This is a genomic window from Neobacillus sp. PS3-12 (assembly GCF_030915385.1).
Classification (GTDB): domain Bacteria; phylum Bacillota; class Bacilli; order Bacillales; family Cytobacillaceae; genus JAEVLT01.
The window spans coordinates 4,356,081-4,372,730 of sequence record NZ_CP133268.1 but is presented as its reverse complement, the minus strand read 5'-3'; the positions used below and the strand labels follow the sequence as shown (position 1 = coordinate 4,372,730).

12 protein-coding genes and 2 pseudogenes are annotated in these 16,650 nt (G+C 39.3%); all 14 read right to left on the bottom strand.

Translation table 11 applies throughout. The features are described 5' to 3' along the window. Positions 1-33: 33 nt before the first annotated feature. Positions 34-1,071, bottom strand: coding sequence for a recombinase RecA (gene recA / locus RCG17_RS22070; protein ID WP_308172204.1), 1,038 nt, complete (start codon positions 1,069-1,071; stop codon positions 34-36). A gap of 370 nt (positions 1,072-1,441) precedes the next feature. Next, positions 1,442-2,691 (bottom strand): annotated as a pseudogene (locus RCG17_RS22065) (competence/damage-inducible protein A). A gap of 18 nt (positions 2,692-2,709) precedes the next feature. After that, positions 2,710-3,288 (bottom strand): CDP-diacylglycerol--glycerol-3-phosphate 3-phosphatidyltransferase, encoded by a 579-nt coding sequence (gene pgsA, locus RCG17_RS22060; RefSeq protein ID WP_308172203.1) that lies wholly within the window; start codon positions 3,286-3,288, stop codon positions 2,710-2,712. 56 nt (positions 3,289-3,344) lie between these two features. After that, positions 3,345-4,247: a helix-turn-helix domain-containing protein gene (locus RCG17_RS22055; protein WP_308172202.1), complete on the bottom strand. Its 903-nt coding sequence runs from the start codon at positions 4,245-4,247 to the stop codon at positions 3,345-3,347. 29 nt (positions 4,248-4,276) lie between these two features. Continuing rightward, positions 4,277-5,062: a DUF3388 domain-containing protein gene (locus RCG17_RS22050; protein ID WP_308172201.1), complete on the bottom strand. Its 786-nt coding sequence runs from the start codon at positions 5,060-5,062 to the stop codon at positions 4,277-4,279. Between the two features lie 193 nt (positions 5,063-5,255). Next, entirely contained in the window at positions 5,256-7,706 is a 2,451-nt protein-coding gene (locus RCG17_RS22045) for a Lon protease family protein (protein ID WP_308172200.1), read from the bottom strand. 201 nt (positions 7,707-7,907) lie between these two features. Next, positions 7,908-8,171: a DUF3243 domain-containing protein gene (locus RCG17_RS22040; RefSeq protein WP_308172199.1), complete on the bottom strand. Its 264-nt coding sequence runs from the start codon at positions 8,169-8,171 to the stop codon at positions 7,908-7,910. Positions 8,172-8,254: 83 nt separating this feature from the next. Further along, positions 8,255-8,977, bottom strand: coding sequence for an elongation factor P 5-aminopentanone reductase (gene ymfI / locus RCG17_RS22035; RefSeq protein ID WP_308172198.1), 723 nt, complete (start codon positions 8,975-8,977; stop codon positions 8,255-8,257). Positions 8,978-9,030: 53 nt separating this feature from the next. Further along, positions 9,031-10,323, bottom strand: a complete 1,293-nt coding sequence (yfmH, locus tag RCG17_RS22030) for an EF-P 5-aminopentanol modification-associated protein YfmH (RefSeq protein WP_308172197.1) — start codon at positions 10,321-10,323, stop codon at positions 9,031-9,033. After that, a complete protein-coding gene (yfmF, locus tag RCG17_RS22025; protein ID WP_308172196.1) occupies positions 10,323-11,603 on the bottom strand; it encodes an EF-P 5-aminopentanol modification-associated protein YfmF in 1,281 nt (426 codons plus the stop codon). The genes yfmH and yfmF overlap by 1 nt, the downstream gene beginning before the upstream one ends. 153 nt (positions 11,604-11,756) lie before the next feature. Next, positions 11,757-12,716: an ABC transporter permease gene (locus RCG17_RS22020; protein WP_308172195.1), complete on the bottom strand. Its 960-nt coding sequence runs from the start codon at positions 12,714-12,716 to the stop codon at positions 11,757-11,759. After that, positions 12,717-13,763 carry an ABC transporter permease gene (locus RCG17_RS22015; RefSeq protein WP_308172194.1) on the bottom strand — a complete coding sequence of 349 codons (1,047 nt, stop codon included), beginning with the start codon at positions 13,761-13,763 and terminating at the stop codon, positions 12,717-12,719. It abuts the gene before it with no gap. Continuing rightward, positions 13,756-15,291, bottom strand: a complete 1,536-nt coding sequence (locus tag RCG17_RS22010) for an ABC transporter ATP-binding protein (protein ID WP_308172193.1) — start codon at positions 15,289-15,291, stop codon at positions 13,756-13,758. Before RCG17_RS22010 ends, RCG17_RS22015 begins: the two co-directional genes overlap by 8 nt. Positions 15,292-15,506: 215 nt before the next feature. Beyond that, positions 15,507-16,617: pseudogene (locus RCG17_RS22005) on the bottom strand (BMP family protein). Positions 16,618-16,650 lie beyond the last annotated feature (33 nt).

The following is a 16,650-nucleotide window of genomic DNA, read 5'->3' as shown; positions in this document are numbered from 1 at the left end:
AGAGTAAAACCCAATTGGGCTTTACTCTTTTGATTAGTCAAGTAACTCAATTTGATCGTCTTCAGATTCAGTAACTGTTTTTTCAGCATCTAAACCGTAGTGCTCACGGATTTTCTTTTGAATTTCCAAACGGATTTCAGGATTTTCTTTTAAGAACAATTTGGCATTTTCTCTTCCTTGTCCTAATCGTTCATCATTATAGGAATACCATGAACCGCTCTTTTGAACGATGTCTAGTTCTGAACCAAGGTCAATAATTTCGCCTTCTTTGGATATTCCTTCACCGTACATAATATCCACTTCTGCAACCCGAAATGGCGGTGCAACCTTGTTTTTAACAACTTTAATTTTGGTTTTGTTTCCAACCATGTCATTGCCTTGCTTTAATGTTTCGGCACGACGTACTTCAAGACGTATTGTTGAGTAGAACTTGAGTGCACGTCCACCCGGTGTCGTCTCGGGGTTCCCGAACATGACACCCACCTTTTCACGAATTTGGTTAATGAAAACAGCAATTGTTTTCGATTTATTGATGGCACCTGATAGTTTACGAAGCGCTTGTGACATTAGACGTGCTTGTAAACCTACATGGGCATCTCCCATTTCTCCTTCAATCTCAGCCTTTGGAACCAATGCAGCAACAGAGTCAATAACTATAATGTCTACTGCACCGCTTCGAACAAGGGCTTCAGCAATTTCAAGGGCTTGTTCTCCGGTGTCAGGCTGTGATAATAATAATTCATCAATATTAACACCAAGTTGATGGGCATACTTTGGATCAAGCGCATGTTCGGCATCGATAAACGCTGCTTGACCGCCTTTTGCTTGGACTTCAGCGATTGCGTGCAAAGCGACGGTTGTTTTACCAGAGCTTTCCGAACCGTATATTTCAATGATCCTACCCCTAGGATATCCACCTACACCAAGTGCTGCATCAAGGGCTAATGATCCGCTTGGGACAGTGGAGATCCTTGTTTCGGTTTTCTCTCCCATCTTCATAATTGAGCCTTTACCAAATTGTTTTTCGATTTGTTTTAGCGCCATTTCTAAGGCCGCTTGACGATCACTCACGTATTTTTCCTCCTTCATTTATAAAAACCACAAGATGTTTGCGATAATCTATCAAATTAAAATCCTATATATAATATAACTGCTTTTCAACGATTTGTCGAGCAAAAAATCGAACATCTATTCGACTGTTTTCAGACAGAAATTGTGCTGAAAAAGGCGGATTCTATAGGGAATTCTTCTTTTTTGCGACTTAATTTCCAGTAATTAATCAATAATAGCTTGATTTCAGAAAATAAATAGACTTTAAGGATTTTTTCGTTTGTCCAATCAAGAACTTCAGATTGCTATTCTGATTACCTTCATCGCTCTTTTTCCATGCTCATATGCCTCAGATCATTATTCTAACCACAAAAAAAATCACAGAACCTATTTAAGCATTCTGTGATTCCTGCAATTTTTTTAAAAGGAAGTAACAGCCGTTTTTGATTGTCCTGATCCGAATTGCTTCCCGTGTTCCACTAAGATTAAGCTTCTCAACAACCGCCGGTCCTCCATTTAAAGCCATTCCAACAAATACGGTCCCGACGGGCTTCCCTTCAGATTCAGCCTGCTGGCAACGCCGGTAAAACTAATCCCGATATCCGTATTGATAAGCTTTGCCACATTTTCAGCCAGTTCTTTGGCACATTGTTCACTCACGACACCATAAGTATCGATCGTTTCCTGTTTCACATGTAAAACCTTGTGTTTAATCTCAGGAGTATAACAAACAACTCCGCCTTTTATTACGTCGCTTGTACCCGGAATGGACGTGATTTCCTCCTGAAACAGGCCGCCGGTCAAGCTTTCTGCAGCAGAAATAGTCAAGTTTCGCTCTTCCAGCAGCTTGACCAGTTCAGCAACAAGTGAGGTATTACCGTACCCATACAAAAATTCACCGACACGCTGTCTAATCTGTTTTTCTGTATCATCCAGCATGTTCTCAGCTACAGCAGCATCCTTGTGCTTTGCTGTGAGCCTTAAGGTAACCTCCCCATCAGCAGCAAGAGGTGCTATTGTTGGGTTACTCTGATTGTCTATTAAATCCTCAATTTCAGTCTCTAATAATGCCTCTCCAATGCCAAAAAAGCGCAAAACTCTAGAAACAATTTTTTCAGATGTTTTCATTTGGCTGGCAAGTGCAGCACGGCCATAAACATAAAACATCGGTTCCATTTCCTTTGGAGGTCCAGGTAAAAGCATATATACATGATCACTAGCGGCAAGCATCATCCCTGGTGCCATTCCGTGGTCATTGGGGAGAACATGTGAGCCCTCTAAAACAAGTGCTTGCTTCCGATTATTTTCCGTCATCGTTCGATTGGTTCGTTCAAAATATACGGTAATCGAATCCAATGCATCCTGATCGAATACAAGCTTTTTCCCTAAGTGCTTGGCAATCGTTTCTTTTGTTAAGTCGTCTTTTGTCGGTCCAAGGCCTCCTGTAAAAATAATCAGATTGGAACGTTTTTCGGCAATTTCAATCGCTGATTTTAGACGATCAGGGTTATCCCCTACAACAGTATGGTAAAAAACGTTTATTCCCATTTCCGCCAAGTTCTGTGAAATAAAGCGGGCATTGGTGTTTACAATTTGCCCTAGAAGCAATTCTGATCCTACCGCAATAATTTCAGCATTCATGTCCATCCCATCCTTGCTTTACTTCGAATTTTTAAAAACATGCATGTTTTTGGCAAAATAATCCCAACCGGACCAAATTGTAAAGATCATTGCCACCCAAAGTGCTAATTGATCAAATTGAAAATGGATGGCCTCAAAAATAATATTATGTAAAAGCAACGCAGATATCGCAATAATTTGAGTCCATGTCTTGATTTTACCAAGCATATTTGCAGCAACAACCTCGCCCTCTCCTGCCAAGAGCAAACGCAGTCCTGTAACCGCAAACTCTCGGCTGATAATGACAATGACAATCCATGAAGCAGCATATTTCAGATCAACTAAAACAATGAACGCAGCAGATACAAGGAGCTTGTCTGCAAGAGGGTCAAGAAATTTCCCCATATTCGTAACAAGATTATATTTACGAGCAATATGGCCATCAATCCAATCAGTAGTAGATGCTAAAATAAAAATAAGTGCCCCTACAAGATGGGTGACTGGGAGAACGGTCCAAAGCAAATGGATTTGACCCCAATGCAAGGGAACAAGCATGACAATCATAAATAACGGAATCAAAAAGATTCGGGATAATGTTATTTTATTAGGTAAATTCATTTTTCTTTCTTCCTCCAAAAATTAATCCACGCCGAAAAATAGTCATCGACAGATGACTATTGCGACTTCGGAACATATTGAATCGTAATGTCCTGACGAACTTGCTGTGTCGGTGCAACAGCATAATCAATCTTTTGATCATTGACGAAAATATCCGTATCGATTGAATTACCTGCAGTAACAACGACCTGAGTATCTGTTGATAAATCAACTTCCTTACTTTCGCCAGCTTTAAGGATTCCCTGGAACTGGGAAACACCTTTACTATTTTTTATATTGATCCACGTATTGCCCCTTGAGGCAACTTTCACAACAAATTTTTGTGCATTTGTTACTTGATAAGTAGTTTGCTTTCCAGCACTTTGGGTAACAGCAATTGCCTGCTGTGGCGGCTGGACTTGAGCAGGAGTTTGAGTTTCAGGCTTCGTCTGATTATCCTTTTTATCTTTGGTACTTTTTGTCTTTGTTTGATTCTCGTTTGCTTTACCTTGTTCAAGGTTTTTTGACTTCGCATATTGGACAGGCGCATTTTGATTATTTTGCGTTTCATTTGCACTTTTTCCAGCATTATGCTGCAAAAAGTAATAAACCAAAGCAGCAACACCAACCACAACGATGCCAATTAATAATTTAGGGAGAAGATCGAAAACTTTTGGACTTCGGTCCGATAACAATTTCCTCGTTTTCACGCGTGAAAGCTGTTCTGGTAAATCCTCGTTTAGTGTAGATGGAATTTCATCTTTATAGGTTTGAAAGATTTCCTCAGGATCGAGCTCTACTGCTTCAGCATATTGTTTAATAAATGCCCGTACATAGAAATTTCCGGGCATGATAGAAAAATCTCCTTCTTCAATCCCCACTAAATACCGCTTTTGTATTTTTGTGATGGATTGTAAGTCATCTAAACTTATTCCTTTGGCTAATCGGGCTTCTTTTAGTCGATTACCTAATTCCGTCACTCTTTAACACCTTCCAATATCCTCAAAAATCAAAATCTCCAAAATCCGATCCGGAAAAACAAATGGTTATCTTGAACCATTTCGTATGTAATTTCCTCGTTTTCATCATTGCGCAGTTCAATAATATAATCAAAATCATCAAGCGTGTATTCTGTATTTTGGACGAAAATGTCAGGATGTTCAATGATTTTCGTTGCCGGAAGACACATGATTTCTCTTACTAATTGTAAATGACGTTCATTTGTCCTTCTTGTTGATACAATGCCATCTAGAATAAATAAGTTATCAGCATTGTACTCGTCCTCAATTAATTGATTCCTTAGTGTTTGTTTTAAAAGAGTTGAAGAAAGAAACAACCAGCGTTTACTTGCACAAACACTTGCTGCAACAATCGATTCTGTTTTCCCAACCCTAGGCATTCCTCGAATACCTATTAATTTATGTCCTTCCTGCTTAAACAATTCTGCCATAAAGTCAACCAGAAGTCCAAGCTCGTTCCGAACAAAGCGGAAGGTTTTCTTATCGTCTGCATCCCTGTGAATATATCGTCCATGTCTAACCGCAAGCCTGTCTAAAAGTTTTGGCTCCCGAAGCTTGGTTACTTTTATTGTATCCATCGTACGCAGAATTGACTCTAATCTTTTTATTTGATCGTCATTTTTTGCTAAAATTAACAAACCACGTCTTCCTTCGTCCACTCCATTTATGGTTACGATATTAATAGAAAGCATCCCCATTAGTGAAGCGATATCCCCTAATAAACCAGGACGGTTTTTTTGAATCTCATATTCGAAATACCATTCTTTCTTTTCCATAAAAAAACCCCCATCGGTTTTGTGTTCAACAAGAAACGACAAAATTCTTAAGTTCTTTTTTCTATCCCTTATATTAAATGATTTTGCAAGAAGATGGAAGGAAAAACAAAGAGAAAGATGATTTATCTAAAAACCAGCAAAAAAAGATGGTCAAAAGGTTCGACCATCTTTTTTATTCCATCCTTCGAAAAGATCATAGTGGTACTTTTACCTGTTCAGAAGGTTTATTATTCAAATTTCTGGCAGCGGTATACATTTTACTAAACCGTTCTTCTACCAGTGCAAAGATTGAGCCTTTAGGGTACTTGCCGTCTTCATCACGGATATTCCCTGCAGTGATTCCTGTTAAAATTTCGATCCCTTCGGCAATATGACTAACCGCCCAAATGTGGAACATCCCGTTTTTCACAGCCTCAATGACCTCTTCGGCAAGCATTAAATGATTGACATTTTGTTTTGGAATAATAACTCCCTGTTTTCCTGTTAACCCTTTTTCCTGGCAGATCTGATAGAAACCTTCAATTTTTTCGTTTACCCCGCCAATTGGCTGCACTTCTCCCCATTGATTAACCGAGCCTGTTACAGCAATCCCTTGGTCTATTGGCACATCCGCCAGCGACGACAAAAGCACATAAAGCTCGGTGCTTGAGGCACTATCCCCATCAACATTTGAGTAGGTTTGCTCAAAGGTAATACTTGCAGATAGGGGGATCGGATAATTTTTTGCAAATTCTCCTGAGAGAAATCCAGTCAAAATCAGTAGCCCTTTATTATGAAGCTGTCCGCTCAAAGCAGTTTCACGTTCAATATTCATGATTCCACTTTTGCCAACAAAGGTTTGGGCAGTGATTTTCGTTGGGATGCCGAAGACTGAATCCCTTGTCCCCATCACTGCTAATCCGTTAATTTGCCCAACACGAAATCCTTCTGTATCAACCATGATTGTCCCTTTACTGATCATTTCCCGATATTGTGCCGCAACATGATTGGAGCGTTTAAATTGTTCTGATAATGCTTGATGGATATGCTTATCATCCACATAAAGGGCATTGTCCTTTATGGCCCAATAGCTTGATTCGACAAGAACCTTGGTAATGTCCTGAAAACGGGTAGAAAGCTTTGATTGTTCTTCCACCAAGCGCGAACTGTAATCAATTACATGGGCAATGGCTCTGCGGTGGAATGGAAGCAATCCTTCCTGATCGGAAAAATTTTTAACAAAGCGGACCATTTTCAAGCTATTTTCTTCATCCTTTTCCATTACCGTATCAAATTCAACTTTAACTTTGAATAGTTTATGAAAATCCTCATCGACATTTGAAAGCAAATCATATAAATAATAGGAACCAATAATAATGATTTTTAAATGTAATGGAATCGGTTCCGGCTTAAGCCCGCCTGTTGGAAAAATACCTCGCTCTTCATATGGATTTTCGATTTGAATATTTCCATTTTGCAGCGCCCTCTTTAACAATGGCCAAACAAAGGGCTGCTGAAGCAATTCAGTGGCCGACAGGATTAAATAACCACCATTTGCTAAATGGAGCGCCCCTGGTTTCACAAACGTGAAATCTGTGAACCAACTGCCAAACGAACCTTGATACTCTACTTTGCCGAATAAATTATGATAGGTTGGGTTCGTTTCGTAAATAACCGGCGCACCTTTTAGCATTTTATTGTTTACAAATAAATTCACCATATAACGATGAAGTTTCTGTTCATTAGAGCTAGTAAGAGTTTTCATAATATCATTTTGCTCTTCATTATTTGCCAAAAAGAGGCTGAAATGCTCGACAACATCATGTAAATAAGCTTCTAAATAAGCTAGGACTCTCGGATATTTTTTATAGGTTTCTTGAAGTGGTTGAAAGAGAACTTCAATGGCATTGGCAGCTGTCCGCTTCATAAATTGATCAAGATTTTTTCTAAGCTGTTGGTCGAGACTTCGCATCAGGTAAAGGGTTTCACGGATTTTTTCATCTACCTGCTTTTCCTTTTCCTTTATACTCTCTTTTTGTTCATCTGAAAGATGTTCATATACCTGTCGTTCCATCGGCCTTCCATCCACCAATGGAATCGTGTTAATCCCCGCTTGTGTTCGTTCAATCATGTAGTAATGTTCCAAGGCAAACCTCTCAGTCTTTTCCCATAGATCCTCCACTTTTGCTCGATAATCTTCAAGGATCAAACTATTATTTTTTTCATATTCTTCACTAGAAAAAGTAGTGAGAATTTCCCTTTCAATTTCAATTAGCAATATTTCCATTTTATGTTGAAAAATCACACCCTCTCCAGCAGGCAGCGAAATAATCAACGGTCGATCAGGATTGTCAAAATTATAAACATAGCACCAATCATTAGGGGTTTCCTTTTTATGGGCTTCTTTATTGATACTATCTTGTGTATAGGTCATTCTTCCGGTACCAGTAGGGCCAACAACAAATAAGTTATAACCTGATTGCTCGACAGACAGGCCAAATTCCATTGCTCGTACAGCCCGGTGCTGCCCAATAATTTCATTAGGCATTCTTTCAAGGTCTTCTGTCGTTTCAAAGGAGAATATGTTTGAATCTAACTCAGGACGGAGCTTTGACAATGGTACTTTATGGATAGAGCGAACATTTTCAAACTCCTCGGTATTCATCGATATCCCTCCACTTCTCTTCATTATTACCAACGACTTAATTCCTTTACACTGTATTAAATTTGCTGCCTGCATCACATCTACCTTTAAAATGACTAAATGTTCAAAAAAAGTTAATAAAAGACGAACAAAAAAGGATGACCGACATGATCATCCTTTCTTGCCTATACATTTTATGTTACAAGCTGTAAGCTGCCGTTACTATTGTTGCTGTGATCCGTTATTTTGAATCAACTTAACCATCATGTTGGCAATTGCACGCTGCTCGTTATCATCAGCAACAGACCAGAGGTCAGCAAGCACTCTTTGCTGCTCATTTTTTGGATCCACATGGTCTTGCAGGTATCCGCCAATGTGATAAGCAAGTTCTGAAACGCGGTCTTCATCCATTCCCGCACTTTGTGCATGATGAAGACGGTCAGCTAAAAAGTCTTCCCATTGACTCCAGTTATCTAACATAGACATATTATTTTAACCTCCTTAATAAAATGGTACAGCTTTATTTTGCGAAAGGAGGCCAAAAATATGCACTGTTTTTTTAAAAGCTTTTAGGTATACCAGCCGCCGTTTATTGCCAGAACCTGTCCAGTGATATAGGAAGATTCTCCTGATAATAAATAGGATACCCCATCAGCAATTTCTTCGGGCCGCCCCATTCTTCCCATTGGAATTTCAGCACTTATTTCATCAGTTTCCTCGTTCGTAAACCTGGCCATCATCCCTGTATTAACAGCACCAGGAGCAATGGCATTTACGCGGATGCCGCTTAAAGCCACTTCTTTACTTAACGCCTTAACAAACGAAATTTGGGCCCCTTTTGCCGCAGAATAAGCTACTTCACAAGAACCGCCTGTTTGTCCCCAAATGGAGGTAATGACAATAATCGATCCTTGGCGTTTGCTTGTCATTTTCGGAAGAAGTTCTTTCGTTAACATGATAGGATTGATCACATGAATGCGCATTAAATCCTCTACTTCTTTTAACTCCAGATCAACAAACATCCCGTATTGGCTGTTCCCGCCGCAGTGAACAATTCCATCCAGTGAAAAAATTTCCGAGGCAATCCTTTTGTAGCCATCTGACGTTGACAAATCAGCATGGATCGGAATGTATTCACCATTAAATTTGTTCAGTTTATCGATTAACCTGTTAATAAAATCGGCATTTTGATTGTAATGTAAATATAAGTTATAGCCAATTGATGCCAGCTTTACAGCAACCGCTTGTCCGATCCCCCCGCTCGCCCCTGTAATCAGTACGTATTTCCTCATTGATTTTCCCTCTTCCTAAAAAGAAAGCGCCGTTTCCCGACGCCTTCTTTAGTCTATTTCTTTTTTGGTATGACCTGACAAACGGAGAACCGTTCCTCTGCAATGATTTCAGAGGCTAATGAAGCCACATCATTCAAAGTGATTTTTTCCAGTGTTGGAACGACGTCAAATAAATTCATATCATTAAAAGCGTAACGGGTAAATTGATTGGCAATATATTCAGGAGAATTAATCGCTCTCAAGAATGCACCAATTTTTTTCTTTATTGCCCTTTTTAATCTTTCTTCACTAAAGGCTTTTCCATTTTCCGCCTCGAAAAGCATGTTTTTTAGCGTTTCTGCGAGTTGGTCTGGATCAGGAGTATCTCCGCCGAGCATCGCAAAACCAAATCCCTGTTCCAAGGTGTAATCATATGAGAAAGTCTCATCAATAAGACCCTTATTATAAAGCTGGTCATAATTTTCCGAACTTTTCCCAAACAATAAATCAAGTAAGACATTCATTGTAAGTTCATTTTTCAACATTTCCGCACCTGATAAATCAGCATGTAGAGCTTTAATCCCAACGAGGCACTTGGATGTTTGGACATTCATTTCAAGAACCTGTTTCTTTTCGGCTACTTCCCCTGGTTCCGCTTCGAACTTCCTTTGAATTTCTGGTTGTTCTTTATACTCTTTATTGGCTTGATTTTCTCTTACTTGGTCCATAATCGCTTTCGGGTCAATTGGCCCAACGATAAACAAAAGCATATTACTCGGGTGATAGAAGGTATGATAGCATTCGTAAAGTAATTCCTTTGTAATATGGGAAATCGATTCAACTGTTCCGGCAATGTCGATTCTAACAGGATGGTTTTTATATAAGTTACTAATCAGCCCAAAATACAGTCGCCAATCAGGGTTGTCATCGTACATCGTTATTTCCTGTCCAATAATTCCTTTTTCCTTTTCAACCGTTTTATCAGAAAAATAAGGGTCTTGGACAAAGTCAACCAGCGTTTCAAGATTTTTTTCCACATCGGATGTGCTTGAAAAGAGATAGGCAGTCCGTGTAAAGGAAGTAAACGCATTGGCAGAGGCACCCTGGCGGCTAAATTGCTGAAAAACATCACCATCTTCTTTTTCAAACAGCTTATGCTCTAAAAAGTGGGCAATTCCATCTGGAACTTGTTTAAACTCTTGCTTGCCCAGCGGAACAAAGTGATTATCAACTGACCCATATTTCGTTGTAAATGTGGCAAAAGTTTTATTAAAACCTGCTTTCGGCAGGATATAAACATTTAAACCATTTGGCATTTTTTCATAAAAAAGCGCTTCTTGAAGCTGGTCAAATGTAATTTTCTCCATTATTTACCTGCCTCCATTCCCGTTAAAAAATAAATCGTATCAAGTTCGATCTTGCCAGCGACTTCGAGAATTTCTTCTTTCGTCGTTTTTTGGACCTGATCCAAATAATGTTCAAGTGGTATATCAACATTTGCCACGACATTATGGTAAAGGACTTCAACCAAACCACGTGCGGTATCAATCGTTTCCAGCATTTGATTGTTGATAACGGCTTTTGTTTGCTCTAATTCTTGATCAGTGAAGTCTCCCTTTTTCATGGCATCCATCTGCTCATGGATGATGCCCACAGCTTGGTCGTAATTTTTTAAATCAATTCCTGACATAACCATCATTAACCCTTTATGGCTCTCAATTCGGCTGGCAGCATAATAAGCAAGACTTGCTTTTTCCCGAACATTGATAAATAGTTTCGAATGGGAGAATCCGCCAAAGATTCCGTTAAACACTTGCAGCGCATAATATTCTGAGTCCCCATAGATGATATTTGTTCGGTACCCAATATTTAGCTTTCCTTGTTTAATATCCTGCTGCTCTTTTACTTCATTCACTTTTTCGACCTTTTTGCCAACTTCTTGCTTAACTCTTTGGGGCTGATGATTTTCAAATTTCAGAAGCTGATTTGCCAGTTTTTGAACCTCTTCCTCGTTCACATCGCCAATGACATATAAATCCATTTCATCTTCTTTAAATACTTTTTGATAGTACGTATATAAGCTCTCAGCTGTAATGGCGTCAACGTCATTCTTTTCCCCATTTACGTCAAGTGAATAGGGTTCATCTTTACACATTTCTTGGATGAGTCGAAAATTTGAATAGCGCATCTTGTCATCATAAACAGACTGAATCCGTTGTTTTAACGTGCGCTTTTCCTTATCCACCGTTTGAGAGTCAAATGAATTTCCGTTTGTATTTGGATTCATTAAAACCTCTGCTAAAAATTCAAACCCTTTTTGTAACAAAGGACTAGGATCATTTAAAAATTTTTCGTTGGCAATTTCAATCGAGAAACTCATTACATGGTTCTCACCTTTTTTACCTAAATCCACAAAAAAAGTGGCACCATATAAATCATCTAAATAGGAACGCAGCAAGGTTGTCGAGGAATATTTTTTGGTGCTGCTTTGCAGAACTTGCGGCAAAAGTGCCCGCAATGTCACATTTTCCTTATTTAAAGGGGCTTTCATTTTCCAAACAAATGTATTTGTTTTATATTTTTCCGTTTTAATGACATGTAGCTTAAAGCCTTGCATTTCTGTGATTTTTTCTGTCAGCAAATCCATGTGCAATCCTCCTTCAAAATAAAAGCCTATCTATAAAATATGTATCAATTCCACTTTTCTTTCTATCTTTTCCAATCTTATTTGTCTCTATTCGACGGTTCCACTGGTACAGCAAAAACCCCAGCAACAACTGCCAGGGTAATATACATTGAATTACCTGCTCCCCTTAATGTAGTGTACGCCGTCTGCTTTTGGTGCTTCTGCACGGCCGATGAATCCAGTTAATGCCAGAATCGTCAGTACATATGGAGCAATTAATAAATAGACACTTGGAATTGTTTTTAGGAATGGCAGGCTCGAGCCAATAATACTTAAACTTTGCGCAAAACCAAAGAAAAGGGCTGCACCCATTGCTCCAAGCGGATGCCATTTACCGAAAATCATCGCAGCTAATGCCATAAAGCCTTGTCCACTAATCGTAGCATGACTAAAATTGGACGAAATCGATTCTGCATAGATCCCGCCGCCAATGCCACCTAGTGCCCCGGAAATCATGACTCCCAGGTACCGCATTTTGGTTACATTTATTCCCATTGTATCGGCTGCCATTGGATGTTCCCCTACAGAGCGAAGGCGTAAGCCAAAGGGCGTTTTGTATATCACATACCAGGCAATAATGGCAACAACAATCGCTAAAAAGGATGTCCAATATGTATTTTGGAAAAATAATTTTCCCAAGAGTGGAATGTCTTTCAGAATTGGAATATCAATTTTATCAAACCCTTGTTGAATCGTATCGGTTTCCCCTTTATTGTAAATTAATTTTACTAAAAACAAAGTTAAACCTGATGCTAATAAATTGATCGCAACCCCTGACACGGTATGGTCGGCCCGAAACGTAATCGAAGCCACAGCATGGAGAAGGGAGAACAAGGTCCCTGCAATCATTGCCACAAGCAACGCTACCCAAGGAGTCCACTCACCTAAGCTGTGAACAAACGTTAAATTGAAAACGATGGAAGTAAACGCACCAACCCACATTAAACCTTCAAGCCCGATATTGACTACACCAGAGCGTTCTGAAAATACTCCTCCCAATGCAGTAAAGACAAGCGGAGCGGCCCAAAGTAATGTAGACGGAATAATGATCATTAATACTTGCATAAAGCTCATTTACTTCGCCTCCTTTTTACTGATACGCTCGAGAAACCAACGAATAATATAACTAGATGCAACAAAGAAAACAATCAATGCAATAATAATATCTACAAGCTCATTTGGAACGCCGGCAGTCAATGGCATATTCAATGCTCCAACGGTTAAAGCGCCAAATAACAACGCAGCAAAGAAAACACCAAAAGCAGTATTTCCGCCTAGTAAGGCGACGGCAATTCCGTTAAAACCTACTCCCGTAAAGGAACTCTTAATGGCGATATAACCGAAGGTTCCCAACCCTTCCATTGCACCTGCAAGGCCAGCAAATGCTCCGGAAATAACCATTGACAAAATAATATTCTTATTAACATTCATCCCAGCATAATGGGCAGCATGCTGATTAAAGCCAACCGCACGAAGCTCAAATCCTCGTGTTGTTTTTTCTAATAAAAACCACATGATAAAACAGCAAATAATTGCTAAAAGGATCCCCCAATGAATCCGCGAATATTGAGTGATGCTCTGAAGCCATGGGGAAGCCAATGATGCTGAACCAGGGATCGTCGGTGTTCTGTCCTTGTTATTTGTGATAACAGATTGGATAAAAAAGTTGACTGTATAAAGAGCTATGTAATTCATCATGATGGTCACGATTACTTCATGAACACGAAAGCGGGCCTTTAACAATCCAGGAATATACGCCCATAATGCCCCTGCCACGATCGAAGCAAGGATCGCCAGCGGCAAATGGATGAATTTAGGAAGGTGAAAAGCTAGTCCAACCCAGACAGAAGCTAACCATCCTACCAAAAACTGACCCTCGACACCGATATTAAATAAGCCTACCCGAAACGCAAAAGCGACTGCCAAACCAGCTAATATATAGGGAGTGACCTGTCTGATCACTTCTCCAAAATAATAAGGATTTCCAAAGGCTCCATTCCATAAAGCTGCATAAGCAGCAGCAGGATTATAACCACAGAAAATCATAATGATTGTCCCTACTATGATCCCCAATAATAAGGCAATTAGAGGTGTTAAAATATTGGTTAAGCGTTTAGACATCTGTTCCTTCCCCCGCTTCTTTTCTGCTTGAACCAGCCATTAATAATCCAAGCTCTTGTTCAGTTGTTTGTTTAGGATCAACAACTGCAACAATTTTCCCCTCATAAATAACCGCAATCCGATCACTGACATTCATGATTTCATCTAATTCAAAAGAAACTAGGAGTACTGCTTTCCCATGATCACGCTGCTCAATCAAGCGCTTATGAATAAACTCAATCGCTCCGACATCAAGCCCCCGTGTTGGCTGGGCAGCAATTAATAAATCTGGATCACGATCCACTTCGCGGCCAATAATTGCTTTTTGCTGATTTCCTCCGGATAGGGCACGTGCTAAGGTATATTCACTTGGAGTCCGTACATCAAATTCAGTTATTAATTTTCGGGCTTTATTATAAATCTCAGTAAAATTAAGGATTCCCCGTTTGGAAAAAGGCGGTTTGTAGTATGTTTGCAGCACCATATTTTCTCCAATCGGATAATTTAAAACTAAACCATGCTTATGACGATCCTGCGGGATATGGCCTACTCCTGATTCTGCAATCTTTCGGGGCGCCAGGTTATGAAGTTCTTTACCATTAACCATTACACTGCCGCTTTCCGATTTGCGTAATCCTGTAATGGCTTCAATTAATTCAGATTGTCCATTTCCGTCAATCCCAGCAATTCCGACGATTTCTCCTGCCCGTACTTGTAAATCGAGACCATTGACCGCCATAACGCCGCGAGAGTCTTTAACAACCAAATCATTTATATTTAATACTTCCTGTTTCGGTTCCGCCTGTTTTTTTTCTGTCTTGAAAACCACTTCACGACCAACCATTAAACTCGCTAATTCGTTTTGGTTTGTTTCACTAACATTCACGGTTCCGATTCCTTTTCCTTTACGAATAACGGTACAGCGATCGCAAACCTCCAAAATTTCTTTCAGCTTATGTGTGATCAGAATAATTGATTTTCCTTCTTTAATGAGTGTTCGCATAATTTGAATCAGTTCTTTTATTTCTTGAGGAGTAAGTACCGCTGTAGGTTCATCAAAGATGAGGATTTCAGCTCCGCGATAAAGTGTTTTTAAAATTTCAACCCTTTGCTGCATCCCTACAGAGATATCCGCTATTTTAGCTTTAGGATCAACAGAGAGACCGTATCGCTCTGAAATATCACGAACCTCTTTTTCAGCCCGCTTTAGATCAATCCTGCCGCCTTTTGTTGTTTCTTTTCCTAGAATAATATTTTCCGTAACGGTAAAAACATCAACAAGCATAAAGTGCTGATGAACCATTCCAATCCCCAAATCATTTGCAATATTTGGATTTGTGATTTTCACTGGTTTGCCTTTTACTCGGATTTCCCCTTGCTCGGGCTGATATAAACCAAAGAGGACATTCATTAGAGTTGATTTACCTGCTCCATTTTCGCCAAGAAGAGCATGAATTTCCCCTTTTTTAACCTGCAGTGTAATGTTATCATTCGCAACAAATCCAGAGAATTCCTTACGAATATTAAGCATTTCAATGACATATTCCAACTGTATTCACTCCTTATGATCAGATAAAGGAATTTAATAGATTTTAAGTGGTAAGAAGTCTGAGGACTGATCTTAAAAAAATATGTATGTTCCAATTAAAATCTTAAGTGAAAAGCAGAATTTTTATTCAGCTCTTCAATTAGGATTTTAATGTTCAATTTTCTTTATCAAGAAGGAAGCGAGCCAAAATAAAGCCCGCATCCTCTTTATGTTTATTATTTTGCACTAAAGCCTGCTTCTTCTGCTTTCGTTGCAGGTACTTTCACGTCACCTGATTTAATCTTAGCAGTCCAATCATTCACTGCTTTTTCAATTGCATCTTTGTTAGGAACATCTGGATTAAGTGGTGCTAAGCCCACGCCATTTTCAGCTAAACCATAAACAGTTGTTTTTCCGCCAGGGAAATCGCCATTTTTAGCTTTCGTTGAAATATCAACAACAGAATTGCTCTACGCGTTTCATCGCAGATGTAATAATGGTGCTTTGTTTTTTACCGTTAATTGTTACATCACCGATACCAGTCAAGTTTTGGTCTGAATCTACGCCAATTGTCCAAATAGCTTGGCTTGGATTCTTAGCCAAACGGTCATGTGCTTCTTTAAACATTCCGTTACCTGTCGCACCAGCAGCAGCAAAGATTACATCATCACCTGAAGAGTACATTCTTGATGCAATCGCTTGACCTTTAGAGGCGTCTGTAAAGCTTTCTGCATATTGAATATCAACTGTTGCATTTGGATTAGCAGCTTTTACGCCTGTTACAAATCCTGCTTCAAAACGTTCAATAACAGCACTTGTTTGTCCGCCGATAAAGCCAATTTTATTTGATTTTGTTGTCATTCCAGCTACAACACCAGCTAAGAAGGATGCTTCGTTTTCTTTAAAAAGAATACTTGCTACGTTCTTTTCTTTTACTTCTGCATCAACAATGGCATAATTCGTTTTTGGCTGTTGTTTTGCAATTTTATCAACATCGTTTTGCATCATAAAACCAATTCCATAAATTAAGTTAAAACCTTGATGTGTAAGTGTATTTAAATTAGTTGCATAATCCGCATCTGATTTTGAAGCAAGGTAATCAAATCCGCCTACGCCTTTTTTCATATCGAACTTTTTACCGAAATCCTGCAGACCTTTCCATGCAGATTGGTTAAAAGATTTGTCATCAATACCGCCAACATCTGTTACCATTCCAACAGAAAATGCCTTTGCTTTATCTTTTCCGCCGCCTGCATTGTTATTGTCGCTCGTTTTTCCACAAGCACCTAAAAGTGTTCCAGCAGCAAGAATTAGTGATAAAGCTACACCAAGTTTACGCTTTTTCAATGTTTATTCCCCCTATATATATTGGTTTGATTA